Origin of the sequence: Cyanobium sp. BA20m-p-22, assembly GCF_024346275.1 — a bacterium.
GTDB lineage: Bacteria > Cyanobacteriota > Cyanobacteriia > PCC-6307 > Cyanobiaceae > Cyanobium_A.
In genome coordinates this window covers 1-14,238 of sequence record NZ_JAGQCQ010000060.1, presented here as the reverse complement: position 1 = coordinate 14,238, position 14,238 = coordinate 1, and the positions used below count along the sequence as shown (strand labels likewise).

The 14,238-nt window shown below is 65.6% G+C and carries 16 protein-coding genes; 7 read left to right on the top strand and 9 right to left on the bottom strand.

All coding sequences use genetic code 11. The features are described 5' to 3' along the window. A partial coding sequence (locus KBZ15_RS07190) for an NAD(P)(+) transhydrogenase (Re/Si-specific) subunit beta (RefSeq protein ID WP_255014532.1) occupies positions 1–1,057 on the top strand: 1,057 nt, incomplete at its 5' end. Positions 1,058–1,075: 18 nt separating this feature from the next. Here the strand turns inward: KBZ15_RS07190 and KBZ15_RS07185 are convergent. Then, a complete protein-coding gene (locus KBZ15_RS07185; protein ID WP_255014530.1) occupies positions 1,076–1,714 on the bottom strand; it encodes a hypothetical protein in 639 nt (212 codons plus the stop codon). A 7-nt stretch (positions 1,715–1,721) separates the two neighbouring features. On the opposite strand from KBZ15_RS07185, the gene KBZ15_RS07180 reads away from it, so the two are divergent. Next, positions 1,722–1,970, top strand: coding sequence for a hypothetical protein (locus KBZ15_RS07180; protein ID WP_255014528.1), 249 nt, complete (start codon positions 1,722–1,724; stop codon positions 1,968–1,970). A 21-nt stretch (positions 1,971–1,991) separates the two neighbouring features. Continuing rightward, positions 1,992–2,987 carry a YheT family hydrolase gene (locus tag KBZ15_RS07175; RefSeq protein WP_255014526.1) on the top strand — a complete coding sequence of 332 codons (996 nt, stop codon included), beginning with the start codon at positions 1,992–1,994 and terminating at the stop codon, positions 2,985–2,987. A 20-nt stretch (positions 2,988–3,007) separates the two neighbouring features. On the opposite strand, the gene KBZ15_RS07170 is transcribed toward KBZ15_RS07175, so the two are convergent. Continuing rightward, positions 3,008–3,355 carry a ferredoxin gene (locus tag KBZ15_RS07170; RefSeq protein ID WP_255014525.1) on the bottom strand — a complete coding sequence of 116 codons (348 nt, stop codon included), beginning with the start codon at positions 3,353–3,355 and terminating at the stop codon, positions 3,008–3,010. Then, positions 3,355–4,605, bottom strand: coding sequence for a 1-deoxy-D-xylulose-5-phosphate reductoisomerase (locus KBZ15_RS07165; RefSeq protein ID WP_255014523.1), 1,251 nt, complete (start codon positions 4,603–4,605; stop codon positions 3,355–3,357). The genes KBZ15_RS07170 and KBZ15_RS07165 overlap by 1 nt, the downstream gene beginning before the upstream one ends. A gap of 52 nt (positions 4,606–4,657) precedes the next feature. Between KBZ15_RS07165 and KBZ15_RS07160 the strand changes: the two genes are divergently transcribed. Continuing rightward, complete coding sequence (locus tag KBZ15_RS07160) at positions 4,658–5,599, top strand: DUF368 domain-containing protein (protein ID WP_255014521.1); 942 nt, start codon at positions 4,658–4,660, stop codon at positions 5,597–5,599. 95 nt (positions 5,600–5,694) lie between these two features. Next, positions 5,695–5,904, top strand: a complete 210-nt coding sequence (locus KBZ15_RS07155; protein ID WP_197151097.1) for a hypothetical protein — start codon at positions 5,695–5,697, stop codon at positions 5,902–5,904. A gap of 48 nt (positions 5,905–5,952) precedes the next feature. Here KBZ15_RS07155 and cysS read toward each other — a convergent pair whose 3' ends face one another. Together cysS and KBZ15_RS07145 are read right to left on the bottom strand one after the other, a co-directional pair. Then, positions 5,953–7,431, bottom strand: a complete 1,479-nt coding sequence (cysS, locus tag KBZ15_RS07150) for a cysteine--tRNA ligase (protein WP_255014519.1) — start codon at positions 7,429–7,431, stop codon at positions 5,953–5,955. Between the two features lie 39 nt (positions 7,432–7,470). Next, positions 7,471–7,608 carry a hypothetical protein gene (locus KBZ15_RS07145; protein ID WP_255014518.1) on the bottom strand — a complete coding sequence of 46 codons (138 nt, stop codon included), beginning with the start codon at positions 7,606–7,608 and terminating at the stop codon, positions 7,471–7,473. 458 nt (positions 7,609–8,066) lie between these two features. Here KBZ15_RS07145 and KBZ15_RS07140 point away from each other — a divergent pair, with 458 nt between their 5' ends. Further along, a complete protein-coding gene (locus KBZ15_RS07140; protein ID WP_255014516.1) occupies positions 8,067–8,285 on the top strand; it encodes a DUF433 domain-containing protein in 219 nt (72 codons plus the stop codon). Positions 8,286–8,383: 98 nt separating this feature from the next. On the opposite strand, the gene KBZ15_RS07135 is transcribed toward KBZ15_RS07140, so the two are convergent. The 4 genes from KBZ15_RS07135 to KBZ15_RS07120 all read right to left on the bottom strand — a co-directional run bounded on the left by KBZ15_RS07135 (position 8,384) and on the right by KBZ15_RS07120 (position 13,540). Then, positions 8,384–9,547: a Fic family protein gene (locus KBZ15_RS07135; RefSeq protein WP_255014514.1), complete on the bottom strand. Its 1,164-nt coding sequence runs from the start codon at positions 9,545–9,547 to the stop codon at positions 8,384–8,386. A gap of 134 nt (positions 9,548–9,681) precedes the next feature. Next, a complete protein-coding gene (gene polA, locus KBZ15_RS07130) occupies positions 9,682–12,771 on the bottom strand; it encodes a DNA polymerase I (RefSeq protein WP_255014513.1) in 3,090 nt (1,029 codons plus the stop codon). 41 nt (positions 12,772–12,812) lie between these two features. Beyond that, entirely contained in the window at positions 12,813–13,205 is a 393-nt protein-coding gene (locus KBZ15_RS07125; protein WP_255014512.1) for a HEPN domain-containing protein, read from the bottom strand. Further along, positions 13,202–13,540 (bottom strand): nucleotidyltransferase domain-containing protein, encoded by a 339-nt coding sequence (locus tag KBZ15_RS07120; RefSeq protein WP_255014510.1) that lies wholly within the window; start codon positions 13,538–13,540, stop codon positions 13,202–13,204. The genes KBZ15_RS07125 and KBZ15_RS07120 overlap by 4 nt, the downstream gene beginning before the upstream one ends. A gap of 17 nt (positions 13,541–13,557) precedes the next feature. On the opposite strand from KBZ15_RS07120, the gene KBZ15_RS07115 reads away from it, so the two are divergent. Then, a complete protein-coding gene (locus KBZ15_RS07115; RefSeq protein WP_255014509.1) occupies positions 13,558–14,187 on the top strand; it encodes a DUF1643 domain-containing protein in 630 nt (209 codons plus the stop codon). Positions 14,188–14,238 lie beyond the last annotated feature (51 nt).

The window sequence follows — 14,238 nt, the reverse complement described above, 5'->3', positions numbered from 1 at the left end:
GGTGGAGCAGATCTCGATTGTGATCTCGGTGTTTGTGGGGGCGATCACCTTTAGCGGCTCAATCGTGGCCATGGGCAAGCTGCAGGGTTGGATCAGTACCCCGGCGTGGACCCAGAACTCCCTGCGCCATGCCGTCAACATCTCCCTGGCAGTTGCCTGCCTGGCAGGTGCAATCACCTTGCCCGGAGCCATGGCTGGCGCCCCTCTTTGGGTGCTGTTGCTGGCCTCCTCCCTGCTGGGCATTGGTGTCACCCTGCCGATCGGTGGTGCCGACATGCCGGTGGTGATTTCCCTGCTCAACAGCTACTCGGGTGTGGCTGCAGCCGCCGCCGGTTTTGTGGTGGGCAGCCAGTTGTTGATCGTCGCTGGGGCGATGGTTGGGGCCGCCGGCCTGATCCTCACCCAGGTGATGTGTACGGGCATGAACCGCTCATTAGTAAGCGTGTTGTTTGGCGGGGCCCTTGGCGGCGTAGCTCCCGTTGGTGGGGGCGGTGATGAGGCCGGCTACACCCGCATCACCAGTTGCAGCGCCGAGGAATGTGCTCTGGCCCTGGAAGCGGCTGAAAGGGTGGTGTTTGTGCCTGGCTACGGCCTGGCCGTGGCCCAGGCCCAGCACGCCCTGCGCGAACTCTCCAAGTTGCTCGAGCTCCATGGGGTGGAGGTTTCATATGCCATCCACCCGGTGGCAGGTCGCATGCCTGGCCACATGAATGTGTTGCTGGCTGAGGCCGACGTGCCCTACGAGCAGTTGCTGGAGATGGATACTATTAATCCCGAATTTCCCCGTACAGACGTGGTGATCGTGCTGGGTGCCAACGACGTGGTCAATCCCGATGCCAAGACCGATTCCTCCAGTCCCCTCTATGGCATGCCCGTGCTTGAGGTTGACCAGGCCCGCCAGGTGTTCGTGGTGAAGCGCAGCCTGGGCGCCGGTTATGCCGGCATCAAGAACGCCCTGTTTGAATTACCTCAGACGGCGATGGTCTTTGGCGATGCCAAGGCCGTGCTCAACGGCCTGCTCACGGAGCTGCGCAGCATGGGGATCGGCAAGAAGTAAGGGGCAATATGTCGGTTCCTAAAACCTATAGTAGAGAACGGTAAAGGCCTCGAGGTCTTTGTTGTCTTGATCGGAGCCTTCGAATATATAATTTAAGCCCAGGCTCAGGCTCAGGTGTTTGACAAGATTGATGTCCAAGCCCGCCGTGATCATGGCATCAGTATTGCCGGTGCTGTCGGTATTGGTTGCCACGCCAACGCCCGCATAGGGGCTAACTGGGCTATTTGGATAGATATCAAGTGTCAGGGGCATTTGGAAGGCGCCTTGGTTGTTTGAGGAGCCATCAGAGCCAACGTTTCCGAAAATGTAAGTAGGGCGCAATGAAATTGCCGCATCTTTGCCAATTTCTCTGCCAATGCGGCCATAGACCATTCCATCGGTCGGTTCGTCATTGCCGACACCGATGCGTACGCCGCCCCCCAGTCCCACAATCCAGGGTGCAAGGGAAGTTTGGACGGAGTGCTTTGGCTGATTTCCTGGCTGATCGCCTAGCTGAACAGCGGGTGTTGGCTGAGCGGATGGCTGTTCAGCAGCTGGCTGTTCAGTCGTTGGCTGTTCAGCAGTTGGCGCTGGCTGCCAATCTGGCGATGAATTTGTAGGTAGAGGGGAAGCTTTTTGCCAGGTTGAGCCAGGCTGGGTATTGGCGGGTTGGCCCAATTCCCAAGTGGGCGCTGGGATTGAATCTTGGCTGGTCAGGCTGGAAGAAATGTCATGCTTGAAGGGCTTTGCATGCCGATTCGAGCTATCAGGCAAGCTGGCTGCTGGTCTGAGGGTTTGGGCCGCAAGGGGAGAGTGGAAAGCGGCTGTGCAAATGATCGAGATTGATACAGAGGCCGAAATTGATACAGGGCCCGATATGGAAATCGACGAGATCTTCACTAAGGCTATCTATTGTAAATATTTTTTAATTTAGCAGGCCTGTGCCTTGAGGTCAATGGCTGATCTTGTGTTTGGCTGCCGACAGCGCTTGCCCTGGATCGGTGGGGATCTGCAGACCCTGCGGGACACCTTGATGGTTCCCCGCTGGCCTGCCGATACGGCTCAGCGCCTTTTGATCAGGGCCCCAGATGGGGGTTCCCTGCTGCTCAAGCTGGATCTGCCCCAGCAGCAGGATCCCTGCGGCTGGGTGCTATTGGTGCATGGCCTTGGCGGCAGCAGTGATCGCCCTGGCGTGCGGCGACTGGCCCGTTTACTTGTTCTCAAAGGGTTCGCTGTTTGGCGTTTGAATTTGCGGGGTGCTGGCGAGGGGCGCTCCCTGGCCTCGGGTACCTATGCGGCTTCCTGCAACCGAGATCTGATTCCTGTTCTGGCGGCTGTGAGGGAACGGGCCCGGGGCCGGCCCTTGCTCGGGGTGGGGCTCTCCTTGGGGGGCACCGTTCTGCTCAACGGCCTGTTGGAGCACCCGGGCGGCCTGGATGGACTTGCCTGCGTCAGCAGCCCCCTGGATCTGGGTGCTTGCGCGCGTCAGATCGCCCGCCCCCGCAACGCTCTTTACCAGTGGCATATGGTGCGGGGCCTGGTCCGCCTGGCTCTGGCCGATCCCCAGACGATCGCACCAGCCAGCCTGGGCAGGATCGCTCGGATCGCCACGATTCGAGACTTTGATGCCCTGATCACCGCACCCGGCTGGGGCTACGCGAACGTGGACCACTACTACAGGGAGGCCTCTCCCCTGGAGAGGCTTCGCTCAGGTGCCTCCCTGCCGCCCCTTTTGTTTATCCATGCCCTGGATGATCCCTTGGTTCCCGCCGGTTCGCTCGTGGCACTGGCGGGCCAGCAGCTGAGAGATAGGGAGATTTTGCTGCCGGGCTGGGGCGGCCACAACGGCTTCCATGGCGCGGCTGATCCGCCCGACGGCAGCTGGGCTGATTGCCACGTTGCCGAGTGGCTGGCAAGGCGGTGCCGAGAGCTCCCGGCTGGCTTCCTCTGAAAAGTACGGACCAGCCCTTTTCAAGCCGTTGGCTGGACTTGTAGTTGATAGCGCTGCACTACCCATTCCCCAACGATCCGGCCGCCGATCACGTGCTCGCGCACGATGCGCTCGATCCGCTCTGGCGTGACGCCGCCGTACACAACGCCTTCGGGCCAGATCAGCAGCACGGGGCCTTCGGCGCAGACCCGCAGGCAATCGGCCTTGGTGCGCAGCACGATGCCGCGGGGGCGGGCCGGATCCTCCAGGCCCAGTTCTCGAACCAGGCGCTTGAGGGCGGCCCAGCTGGCGGCGCCGATGGCGGGGTCCGGGCAGCAGAGCGCCTTGCTGGGGGTGGCGCAGAGCAGCAGGTGGTGGGAGACGGGCATCAGACCGGCAGCGCCGCGGGGGTCTTGGCGTTCAGCCGGGCTGCAGCTTCATGCACCGCCTGCCGGGCCCAGGCGTCGATGGCCAGTACGTCGTCGAGGGAGGGGTTGGCCGTCAGGTCGGCCCGGTGGCGATCACACACCCCGTCGATCAGCCTGGGGATATCGAGGAAATGCACCTGCTCGTCGAGGAAGAGGGCCACGGCCTGCTCGTTGGCGGCGTTCATCACCGCCGGCATGGTGCCGCCGGCGCGCCCCACCGCGTAGGCCAGCTCCATGCAGGGGTAGCGGGCTGGATCCGGGGCGCGGAAGCTGAGCGAGCCCACCTCGGTGAGATTTAGGCGACGCCAGGGGGTTTCCAGCCGTTCGGGCCAGCTGAGGCAATAGAGAATCGGCAGCTTCATGTCTGGCCAGCCCAGCTGGGCCAGCACCGAGGAATCGGCCAGCTCCACCATCGAGTGGATGATCGACTGGGGGTGCACGACGATCTCGATGTGGTCGTAGTCGAGGCCAAACAGGTAGTGGGCCTCGATCACCTCGAGCCCCTTGTTCATCAGGGAGGCCGAATCGACGGTGATCTTGCGGCCCATCGTCCAATTGGGATGGCTGGTGGCGTCGGCCACGGTGGCCTTGTGGAGGTCTTCGGGGGCCCAGTCGCGGAAGGCGCCGCCGCTGGCGGTGAGCTGGATGCGGCGCAGGCCTGGAGTGGGTACGCCGGTGGAGAGGCGGGCCGTGTCGGCCCAGGGGGTGCCCTGCAGGCACTGGAAGATGGCGGAGTGCTCGGAATCGGCAGGCAGCAGGCGCGAGCCGCTCTTCGCCAGCTCGGGCAGCACCACGGGCCCCGCTGCGATCAGGGTTTCCTTGTTTGCCAGGGCTAGATCCTTGCCGGCCTTGACCGCCGCCAGGGTGGGCAGCAGGCCGGCGCAGCCGACGATGCCGGTGACCACCAGATCGGCCGTGGGCCAGGCGGCGGCGGCGCAGAGGCCCTCGTTGCCCCCCAGCAGCTCGGGCAGGCGCTCTGGCCTGGCGGCAGGCTCAAGGGCCTGGAGGCGCTCGCGCAATTCGCCAACGCGATCGCCGTTGGCCAGGGCCACCACCTCCGGGGCGTGGCGGCGGATCTGGTCGACCAGCAGGTCGAGGTTGTTGCCGGCGGTGAGGGCCACCACCTTGAAGCGATCGGGAAACTCTTCGGCCAGCTCCAGGGTCTGGGTGCCGATTGAACCGGTGGAACCCAGCACGGCGATGGCTTTCACGGTGGGGGGCCCTTAAGGTTTCGGCGCATCAGTCTCCCACCGCTCCTTCCCGATGACCGCAGCTCCTCCTCCACAAGCCCCGTTGCCACGTGGTTATGTGCTGCTCTGTGGCCTGGCCATGGGGGCTGCCGACGTGGTGCCGGGCGTCAGCGGCGGTTCGATGGCCTTCATCCTCGGCATCTACTCCACCCTGCTGGAGGCCATTGCGGGCTTCGATCTGGAGCTGCTCAAACTGCTCGCTGCGGGGCGGTGGGGGGCGGCGGCGGCACGGGTGCATCTGGGTTTCCTGCTGCCCCTGCTGGCGGGGATATTCGGCTCGGTGCTGCTGCTGGTGCGACCGATCACCTGGCTATACGTCCAGCACCCGGTGTTTCTATTTGCTTTCTTCTTCGGCTTGATCGTGGGCTCGATCGTGCTGATTGCCCGCCATGCCCACTGGGGTGCCAGCGGCCTGGTGGCGATGGCTCTGGGGGCGGCCGGGGCCCTGGTGTTTGTGACCCGGGTGCCGGTGACCATGCCCCACGACCCTTTCACCCTCTTCTGGAGCGGTGCGGTGGCGATCATGGCGATGATCCTGCCTGGGATTTCCGGCTCCTTCCTGCTGCTGGTGCTGGGCCAATACCAGCACGTGATGGAGGCGGTCAAGGGCCTCGACCTGGTTGTGCTGCTGCCCTTCGCCCTGGGCTGTGCCACCGGGCTGATCGCCTTTGTGCGGGTGCTGCGCTGGCTGCTGGCCCGCTGGCACGGCCAGACCGTGGCCCTGTTGGTGGGGGTGATGGCCGGCTCGCTCTGGAAGATCTGGCCGTTTCGCACCGTGCTTGAGAGCAGCACCAACGCCAAGGGCAAGCTGATCGTGCTGCGCGATGCCCTGGCAGCGCCGCCCAGTGCTTCGGCCCTGCTGGTGGCCCTGCTGCTGGGGGCGATTGGGGTGCTGTTGGTGGTGGGCCTGGAGTGGTTGCAGCAGCGGGTGGGTGTGGCTGAAATGGGCGGCTGAGACCTATCGCTGGCCTCGGCCTGGCCATGTCGAGCTTCGACCTGATCGGCCGCGGGGCGGGCTGATTAGGCTCGAGCTGCCCCCGCCCTTGGCCTTTGAACGCCTTTCTGCAGCGCTGGAACTTCATTGAGCGGGCCCGGCTGGAGCGGCAGCTGTGGGAGGCCTTCGAGCGCAAGGAAGACCTGGAGGCGCTGGTGGAGAACTGTCCGCCCGGTTTTCAGAAGGAGGTGTGGACCACCACCCTGCAGCGGCTTCGTAAGATCGAGCGAATGATGCAGGGCCAACAGCGTCCGCCTGGAAGCTGAGTTGTTTGTGCCGATCAGGCCAGCCCAATTCACTTAGCTCAAATCCACTTAGCTCCGAATCCACTCAGTGACGCCGCCGGGCCGGTCGATCAGCTCGATCCCCTGGGTTTTGAGGCCGTCGCGGATCCGATCGGCTTCTGTGAAGTTGCGGGCGGCCTTGGCGGCTTGGCGGGCTGTGATCTGGGCGTCGATCTCGGCGTCGCTGGGGCTCGCTGATCCCGATCCCGATCCCGGGCGGGCGGCCGGGCCCTCGGCTGCCCGCTCATGCTGGAGGCCCAGCACCCCCGCCAACTCAAGCAGCAGCTGGCCCTGGGCCGCCAGGGCAGGGGAGGCGGCTGAGGCGGCGGCGGCCCCATCACCGCGCTCGATGCGGTTGGCCAGGGCTCGCAGGGGTTTGGCCAGCTCGAACAGCACGGCCAGGGCAGCTGAGGTGTTGAGGTCGTCGTCCATGGCGGCGGCGAAGCGCTGGCGGGCTTCAGCCAGATCGCTGGGCAGGTCGGCGGCATCGCTGGCCGGTGTGGCTTTGGCGCTGGCAGCCAGCCCGAGGGCGGCGTTGAGCCCCTTCCAGCCGGTGGCGGCGGCCTCGAGGGCTGGGGCGCTGAAGTCGAGCGGCTTGCGGTAGTGGGCCTGGAGGGTGAACAGGCGCAGGGTCATCGGCGAGACGCCCGAATCCAGCAGGGCACGGATGGTGGTGAAGTTGCCCAGGGATTTGGACATCTTCTGGCCGCCCACATTGACCATGCCGTTGTGCAGCCAGTAGCGAGCCAGCTGGTGGCCGGTGGCCGCCTCCGACTGGGCGATCTCGTTTTCGTGGTGGGGAAAGATCAGGTCGGCGCCACCTAGGTGGATGTCGATCGTGTCGCCCAGCTCCTCGCGCACCATGGCGGAGCATTCGATGTGCCAGCCGGGCCGGCCGGGGCCCCAGGGGGATTCCCAGCTGGGCTCGCCCGCTTTGGTGCCCTTCCAGAGGGCAAAGTCGAAGGGGTGCTGCTTGCGGGCCTCTTCCTCCGTGGCCACTCGGCCGGCTGCATTGTCCTGTTGCTCAGCTAGATCGCGGCCGCTCAACTTGCCGTAGCCGGCATGTTTCATCACGGCAAAATACACATCGCCATCGGCGCTGTAGGCCGCCCCCTTGGCTTCCAGTTCGGTGATCAAGGTGCGAATGGCATCAAGGCTTTGGGTGGCCCGGGGCATGCGGTCGGGCGGCAGAATGTTTAGCCGGGCCATGTCGGCCACAAAGGCCTCGATGTTGCGCTCACTCACGATCTCCATCGAGCTGCCCTCCTCGGCGGCGCGGTTCAGGATCTTGTCGTCGATGTCGGTGTAGTTCTGCACAAAAGTGACGGCATAGCCGCTCCAGAGCAGATACCGGCGCAGCACATCCCAGGCGATATAGCTGCGGGCATGGCCCAGGTGGCAGAGGTCGTAGACCGTCACCCCACAGCAGTAGATGCTCACCTGGCCGGGCACCAGGGGCTCGAAGGGCTCGATGCGGCGGCTGAGGGTGTTAGTGAGCCGCAGGGTCACAGTGGGTTCACGGTGGGGGAGTGGTGAGGTTTGCTGGAATCAAGCATCGGGGCGTCGGGCGCTGAAGCGGCCGATCAGCACGCCCAGGGCCACGCCCACCACTGCCCCCTGTTCTCCGCTCAGTTGTTCCAACCGTTGCTGGAGCTCAGCTTCACCCGGTTCAGGGGGTAAGGACATCGACGATCTGCAGAGCTCAGGCTGGGGGGATCCAGGAATCAGGGCAGCGGCCAGAGTCCCTGCTCGCCTGATCAAGCTGACCGTAGCAATCCCAGCGGTTCGGTACCTCCCGATGCCGCCTGGCGGGGGGGGCCGGCAAAACTGACTCAAGGATTGGGCGGGGCTGAAGGGCTGGGGCAGGGGATAGGCAGAAGGGGCGCGCGGCTGCTGTTCTTTCACGCCTGTGTCCTTGATTCAGACCAAGGAGATGTTCGGCATCCTGCGTAGCGGTCTAGCCGTTTGTACGGCGCGACGAGAACGACGGCCTTGACCTCGATCAGATCCCTCCAGTTCCGGGCAACTACAAGCCGATCACGGAGGTGAGGCGGGGCTTGACAGTCCATAGGAGTGTCGGGCCGCCTCAGGACGGTCGGTTTGTGGAGTGATCAGCGGCCAAAGAAGCCGCTTAGCCTGAGCCCATGGCGCCATCCCGCATCACCCACAACCTTGAGCAGTGCGGCGGTAAGCCCTGCATCCGCGGTATGCGCATTCGCGTGCGGGATGTCCTCGAGCTCTATGCCGCGGGGTTGAGCAGCGAGCAGATCCTTGCCGACTATCCGGATTTGGAGCCGGAGGACCTCAGCGCTGCACTGGATTACGCAGCTCGGGAGATCGACCATCCGGTGTTGGTGGGATGACCGCACTGGCGATGGCGGCTGTTCGGACAGGAGCCCGCCCCAAGCCGGATCCGGGCCTTCCAGCCCCTGAGCTTTCGCACTCGGTAACTGCTCCCCGCTTAGACGCCATCCCCAGGCACCGGCCCGCCTGGCCAATGGATGCGATAGGCGCGGCTGCGGCCTTCGCCGATCGGCTCGATCGCCCGTTGCTCCACCAGCTCGGCCAGATCGCGCCAGGCCGTGGCACGGCTCACCTTGGTGAGGCTGATGGCCTTGCGCAGGCTCAGGCCGCCCGTGAAACCCTCCGGTTCGGCATCCAGCAATCGATTGAGCAGTTTCTGCTGGCGGCTGTTGAATCCGCTGTGCCGGTGGCTCCACCAGAAGGCCGCCTTGCGCCGCACCGCATCGATCACGGCGCCATTGGTGGCCGCCGCTGCCGTGAGCTGCTCCAGGAACCAGCTCAGCCAGCCCGTGACATCCAGATCGCCCCGCTGGCAGCACTCCAGCGCCGCGTAATACCCCTCCCGCTCCCGCAATATCTGGGCGGAAATGCCTAGGGCGCGGCCAGACAACTCCTGTTGGGACTGGGCCCTGCAGTCCTGGGCGAGTAGCCGATCGGTGATCGCCCTGGCCAGACGGCCGTTGCCGTCTTCATAGGGGTGGAGGGTGAGAAACCAGAGGTGGCCAAGGCCCGCCCGCAAGAGCCCGTCCAGCTGCGCAGGCGGGGATGCGACCCAATCCAGGAAGGCCTCCAGCTGCTCCTCCAGCTGGTCGCGGGGCGGCGCTTCAAAGTGGAGGCGCTCACGGCCGATGGCACCGGAGAGCACCTGCATCGGCGTCCCATCGCGCAGCTCCCCGATCCGTATGGCACGCAGGCCAGCGGGGCCAGCGGCGAACAGGCGCCGCTGCCAGTGGTTCAGGGTCGTCAGGGTTAGGGGCGCATCCAAGGTGCTGGTCGCCTCCAGCAACACATCCAGCAGGCCCTCCACCTGGGCGCTGGCGGCTGGCTGCCCCTCGGCCAGGGGAAGCTGCAGCCGGCGGGCGATTGAGGAGCGCACCTGGCCGGGATCGAGCAACTCGCCTTCGATGGCGGACGTGCCCAGGCTCTCGCGGCCCAGCAATGCAGAGATCGCCTCGCGATCGAGCGGGGGCTCCAGCGTCTCCAGCCGGTTAAGCAGCTGCTGGCGCGCAGCGCAGGCCTGCTCCAGCAGCGGCTCCAGAGCGGAGCCTTTCCAGCGGAACTGGGGCCAGTCCGGCTGCTGCCAGATCCAAGATGAAGCCATTAGCCCAGCCTAATCGCTTCATTAGATGAAGCGGTTGGTGACGTGTAATCGCTTCATGGCCAGCCCCATGACCCCCGGCGGGTTTCCGGTTCAATGCAACGGCTGATTAGATAAAAGATCTACGCCGGGGCGGGTCATTTCGCGTCCATCCAGTTGGGCCCCACGCCCGTTTCCACCACCAGCGGCACTGACAGGGCCATGGCGTTCTCCATGGTTTGACGCGTCAGGGTCAGCACTGTCTCCAGCGCCTCAGGCGCTGCTTCCAGCACCAGTTCGTCGTGCACCTGCAGCAGCAGTCGGGCGGGCAGGGCGGCCGTCTCCAGCTCCCGCTGCAGTTGCACCATGGCCAGCTTGATGATGTCGGCGCTGGAGCCCTGGATCGGCGCGTTGGCTGCGGCCCGCAGTTGCTGGGCTTCCATGCCGCCGCGGCGGGCCACCTCCAGCTCGATCTCGAGGGGATCCTTGCCGCGCAGGCGGCCCAGGCCGTTGGGGTCAAAGTGGAAGGGTCGCCTCCGGCCCAGGATCGTTTCCACATAGCCCCGGCTCAACGCCAGCCGCTCCTGCAGCTCCAGAAAGGCGAACACCTTCGGGTAGCGCTGCTTGTATTTGCTCAGAAACTCCTTGGCGTCGGCCTGGCTCACGCCCGTTTCCCGGGCGAAACGCTGGGCGCCCATGCCGTAGATCACGCCGAAGTTGATCGTCTTGCCCAGGCGGCGCTCATCCGGTGTCACGGTGTCCTTCTCGAGCAGCAGCCGGGCGGTGAGGGCATGCACGTCGTCGCCGCTGCGGTAGGCCTCCACCAGCACCGCTTCGCCGCAGAGGTGGGCCAAGATGCGTAGCTCGATCTGGGAGTAGTCGGCGCTGATCAGGCTCCAACCCTCCTGGGGCAGGAAGGCCTTGCGGATCCGCCGCGAAAACTCAGTGCGGATCGGGATGTTTTGCAGGTTGGGGTTGCTGCTGCTCAGGCGCCCGGTGGCGGTGACGGCCTGGTTGAAATCGGTGTGCACTCGGCCCGTCTCCGGCTCCATCAGGGCCGGCAGGGCATCCACGTAGGTGCTCTTGAGCTTGCTGAGGGTGCGGTGCTCCAGCACCAGGGCCACCACCGGGTGGGCATCTTCGAGCTTTTCGAGCACCACCGCATCGGTGCTCCAGCCGGTCTTGGTCTTGCGGGATTTCTTGCGATCGAGCCCGAGGGTGTCAAACAGCAGCTCCCCCAGCTGCTTAGGAGAAGCCAGGTTGAAGTCGCAGCCAGCGGCCGCCTTCGCCTCGCCATCGAGGCGCTCCAAAGCGGCCTTGAGCTCGGTGCTCAGCTCGCCCAGGTAGGCGGTGTCGATGCGGATGCCGGTGGCCTCCATCTGGGCCAGCACCGGCTCCAGCGGCAACTCCAGCTGGTCGAGCAGTTGGGGCAGGGCCGCGCCCATGGCGATCAGCTCCTGGCGCAGCAGCAGGGCCAGGCGCCAGGTGAGGTGCACATCCATGCCGCAGTATTGGGCCGCGGCCTCGATCGACACCGCTGAAAAATTGGCGCCCTTGGGCACCAGCTCTCCATAGCTGGTGGGGCTGAAGCCGAAGTTGCGCTCGGCCATCGCCTCAAGGCCGTGTTTGTCGCCGGCATCGCGCAGGTAATCGGCGAGCAGGGTGTCCATCACCACCCCGCCCAGGGGCAGGCCGTGGCGCATCAGGATCAGCCGGTCGTATTTGGCGTTCTGCAGCGCCTTTGGGTGGGCGGCGCTGGCCAGCCAGGGGGCCAGGGCGGTGAGCACCGCAGCTAGGGATAGTTGCTGAACCTGTTGAGGAGGTTGTACATCTGTACAACCTCCCGGAGCGCTTTCGGTTGAGGTTCCAGAAGGGATCTTCAGAAGCTCCTGGATGTCCCCGCTGGCTTCGCTCTGCTGCTCGCTCTGCTGCTCGGGAAGATGGTGGCCGATAGGGATGTAAGCGAGCTCCGCCGGGCCATCTCCCCAGGCCACGCCCACCCCCACCAGTTCGGCCTGGAAGGGGTTGAGGCTGGTGGTTTCGGTGTCTAGGGCTACGGGGCGGCCCGGGTCTGTGCAGCCGTTGAGGCGCTGCACCAGGGCGGCCAGGGCCTCGGCACTGGTGATCAGCTGGGGCTGGAGCTGGGGCAGCTTCTGGCTGTTCGGCTGATCGGCAGCTGTTGCACCAGCTGTTGAACTTTCTGTTTCACCAGCTGAAACCGCGTTAATGGCGGCTGTGACGGCCTTGCCGCCCGCGGGGCTGGATTCCTCCCTGGGCTCCGGCGGCACGGCCGAGAACAGCTGGGCGAAGTTGGGCACCTGTTTCACCAGGCTGTACAGCTCCAGCTCCTCCAGGCTGCTGGCCAAGGACTCAGCCTTGACTGCCCCCAGCTCCAGCCGTGGCTCGCTCGGTAGGGGGATGTCGATCAGGATCTCGGCCAGCATCCGCGAGCGATAGGCACTTTCACGGTCGGCGCGCAACTTCTCGATCAGGGCACCCTTGAGGCTGCCCTGGGTGGCCTTGGCTCCCGCGGCCGCCAGCTGGTCGAGGGCGGCATAGATGCCATCGACATGCTCAAACTCCTTCAACAAATTGATGGCGGTTTTGGGCCCCACCCCCTTAACGCCGGGGATGTTGTCTGAGCTGTCGCCCGTGAGCGCCTTGAGGTCAACGACCTCGTCTGGCGTCACGCCGAGCTTGGCGATCACGCCGTCGCGGCGGATCTCCAGCGGCCCGCTGTTTTTGGCGTAGGGGCCGCCGCCCATGTAGAGCACGGCGATGTCGCGCTCGTCGTCGACCAGCTGGAACAGGTCGCGGTCGCCCGAGAGGATCCGCACTCGCCAGCCTTCTGCCGCCGCCCGGTTGGCCAGGGTGCCGAGCACGTCATCGGCCTCGAACCCCGGCGCCATCGCCAGGGGGATGTCGAGGCTCTCGGCCAGGATCTGCTGCAGGTTGGCCAGGTCGGCGAAGAAGTGCTCCGGCGCCACATCCCGGTGGGCCTTATAGGCCGCATCTGCCTCGTGGCGGAAGGTGGGCTCGGCCGTGTCGAAGGCCACCACCAGGCCATTGGGTTTGAGCCCCTTGCAGTTGTCGAGCAGGGCCTTTAAGAAGCCGTAGGTGACGCTGGTGGGCACCCCCGCCTTGGTGCTCAGCCCCCCGTCGCCCCCCTTGGCAAAGGCGTAGAAACTGCGGAAGGCCAGGGAGTGGCCGTCGATCAGCAGCAGCAGGGGCTTGGTGCCAGGGGCCACGTTGCTGCAAGGGGTGATGGGTCGGGTCAGCCTGCCAGAGCTCAGGCTTGCAGTTGGGCCATGGCGATCCGCACCACGGCCTCCGCGGTGCCCAGGGCAGTGGTGCTGTCGTTGGCATCGAAGAGATCAGCCGGTGCCTCATCTCCTTGGGGGTAGCGGCTGGCGCTATTCATGCGCGTAAGCGCCTTGAGACGCAGCTCAGCTAGGGCTGGGAGATCCAGGCCCTGCTGTTGCAGCAGCTCCACCAGTTTCTCGAGGGAGTGGCTGTATGGCGGAGTGATCCCGGCCGCCAGCAGCAAGGCCTTGAGGGCTTTTTCGGCGGCCTGACCCGCCAGGTAGCAGGCCTGGGCATGGAACCCCTGGCCGGCCGTTAGGCCCGCCGCTTCCAGATCGTTGTTCGCCTGGCGGATCCAGGCCTCAACCCGGGGAGTCACGGCTGATCCAGGCGCAGGGCGTCGCGGCCGATGGCTCGCCAGTAGGGATCGTCGCCCCCTTTCAGCTGCTGCCAGCGCTCCTGGCTCAGCGCCAGCACGTCGTCTCCGAGGCGGGCGTCCAGAAGAGCATCGGCCAGGGCATCAGCCTGCTGCTGGCTGGGGGCGATGGCCAGCAGGTCAACGTCTGAGCAGCCATCCCAGTTGCCCCGCGCCATCGAGCCAAACAGCCACACCTCGCCGCCCGGCTGGCTGGCGGCGACCTCTGCGGCACCTACGCGCAACGCCGTTAGGCGGGCGCTGTGGCGCTGCTCGCGTATGGCGGCCAGGCTGGGCATCGCTTCATGCTAGGGCGATGGTGCAGGTGGCCATCGTCAGCGGTACCGCCGCCTTCAGCCCCTGCGGTCACTACCGCTGGTGGCTGGAGCGGGTGTGGCAGCCGGCGGCGCCACGACTGCTGTTCATCGGCCTCAATCCTTCGCGGGCCGATGGCCAGCGCGACGACCCCACCCTGCGGCGGCTGGTGGGCTTTGGCCGCCGCTGGGGCTTCGGCAGCCTCGAGGTGCTCAATTTGTTTGCGCGCATCAGCCCATCGCCGCCCGTGCTGCGCCGCGCCGCCGATCCGGTGGGCGCCGAGGCCGATGTCTGGCTGCAGCAACGCCTGGTGGCCCATCCCCAGGCGACGCTGTGGCTGGGCTGGGGCAACCAGGGCGCCTGGCGGGGGCGGGATCGGGCGGTGCTGGCCTTGTTGCAGGGCCGGGACCTCTGGGCCCTGGGTCTCACCGCCGCCGGCCAGCCCCGCCATCCTCTCTATGTGGCCGGCGATGTTGCGCTGCAGCCACTCACCTATCCCAACCCAGGGAGCCTGGGCCATCCTGAGGACAACTCCGGACGGTTGCCCTCCAAGACCCTGCCCGCTAATCCGCTGACCGCCAAGACCCCATGTCTGCCCTCCCCCGCCGCTATGCCGTTCATCTGCACCTGAGTGGGGGGCAGAGCGAAACCGTCCATTTCCACACCCTGGAGGCCTTTCAGC

Excerpts from the sequence above, each read along its gene's own strand:
- KBZ15_RS07115 (WP_255014509.1), top strand. The coding sequence starts at position 13,558 with ATGGTGCAGGTGGCCATCGTCAGCGGTACCGCCGCCTTCAGCCCCTGC.
- KBZ15_RS07170 (WP_255014525.1), bottom strand. The coding sequence starts at position 3,355 with ATGCCCGTCTCCCACCACCTGCTGCTCTGCGCCACCCCCAGCAAGGCG.
- KBZ15_RS07175 (WP_255014526.1), top strand. The coding sequence starts at position 1,992 with ATGGCTGATCTTGTGTTTGGCTGCCGACAGCGCTTGCCCTGGATCGGT.
- KBZ15_RS07140 (WP_255014516.1), top strand. The coding sequence starts at position 8,067 with ATGGCGCCATCCCGCATCACCCACAACCTTGAGCAGTGCGGCGGTAAG.
- KBZ15_RS07120 (WP_255014510.1), bottom strand. The coding sequence starts at position 13,540 with ATGCCCAGCCTGGCCGCCATACGCGAGCAGCGCCACAGCGCCCGCCTA.
- KBZ15_RS07145 (WP_255014518.1), bottom strand. The coding sequence starts at position 7,608 with ATGTCCTTACCCCCTGAACCGGGTGAAGCTGAGCTCCAGCAACGGTTG.
- KBZ15_RS07135 (WP_255014514.1), bottom strand. The coding sequence starts at position 9,547 with ATGGCTTCATCTTGGATCTGGCAGCAGCCGGACTGGCCCCAGTTCCGC.
- KBZ15_RS07160 (WP_255014521.1), top strand. The coding sequence starts at position 4,658 with ATGACCGCAGCTCCTCCTCCACAAGCCCCGTTGCCACGTGGTTATGTG.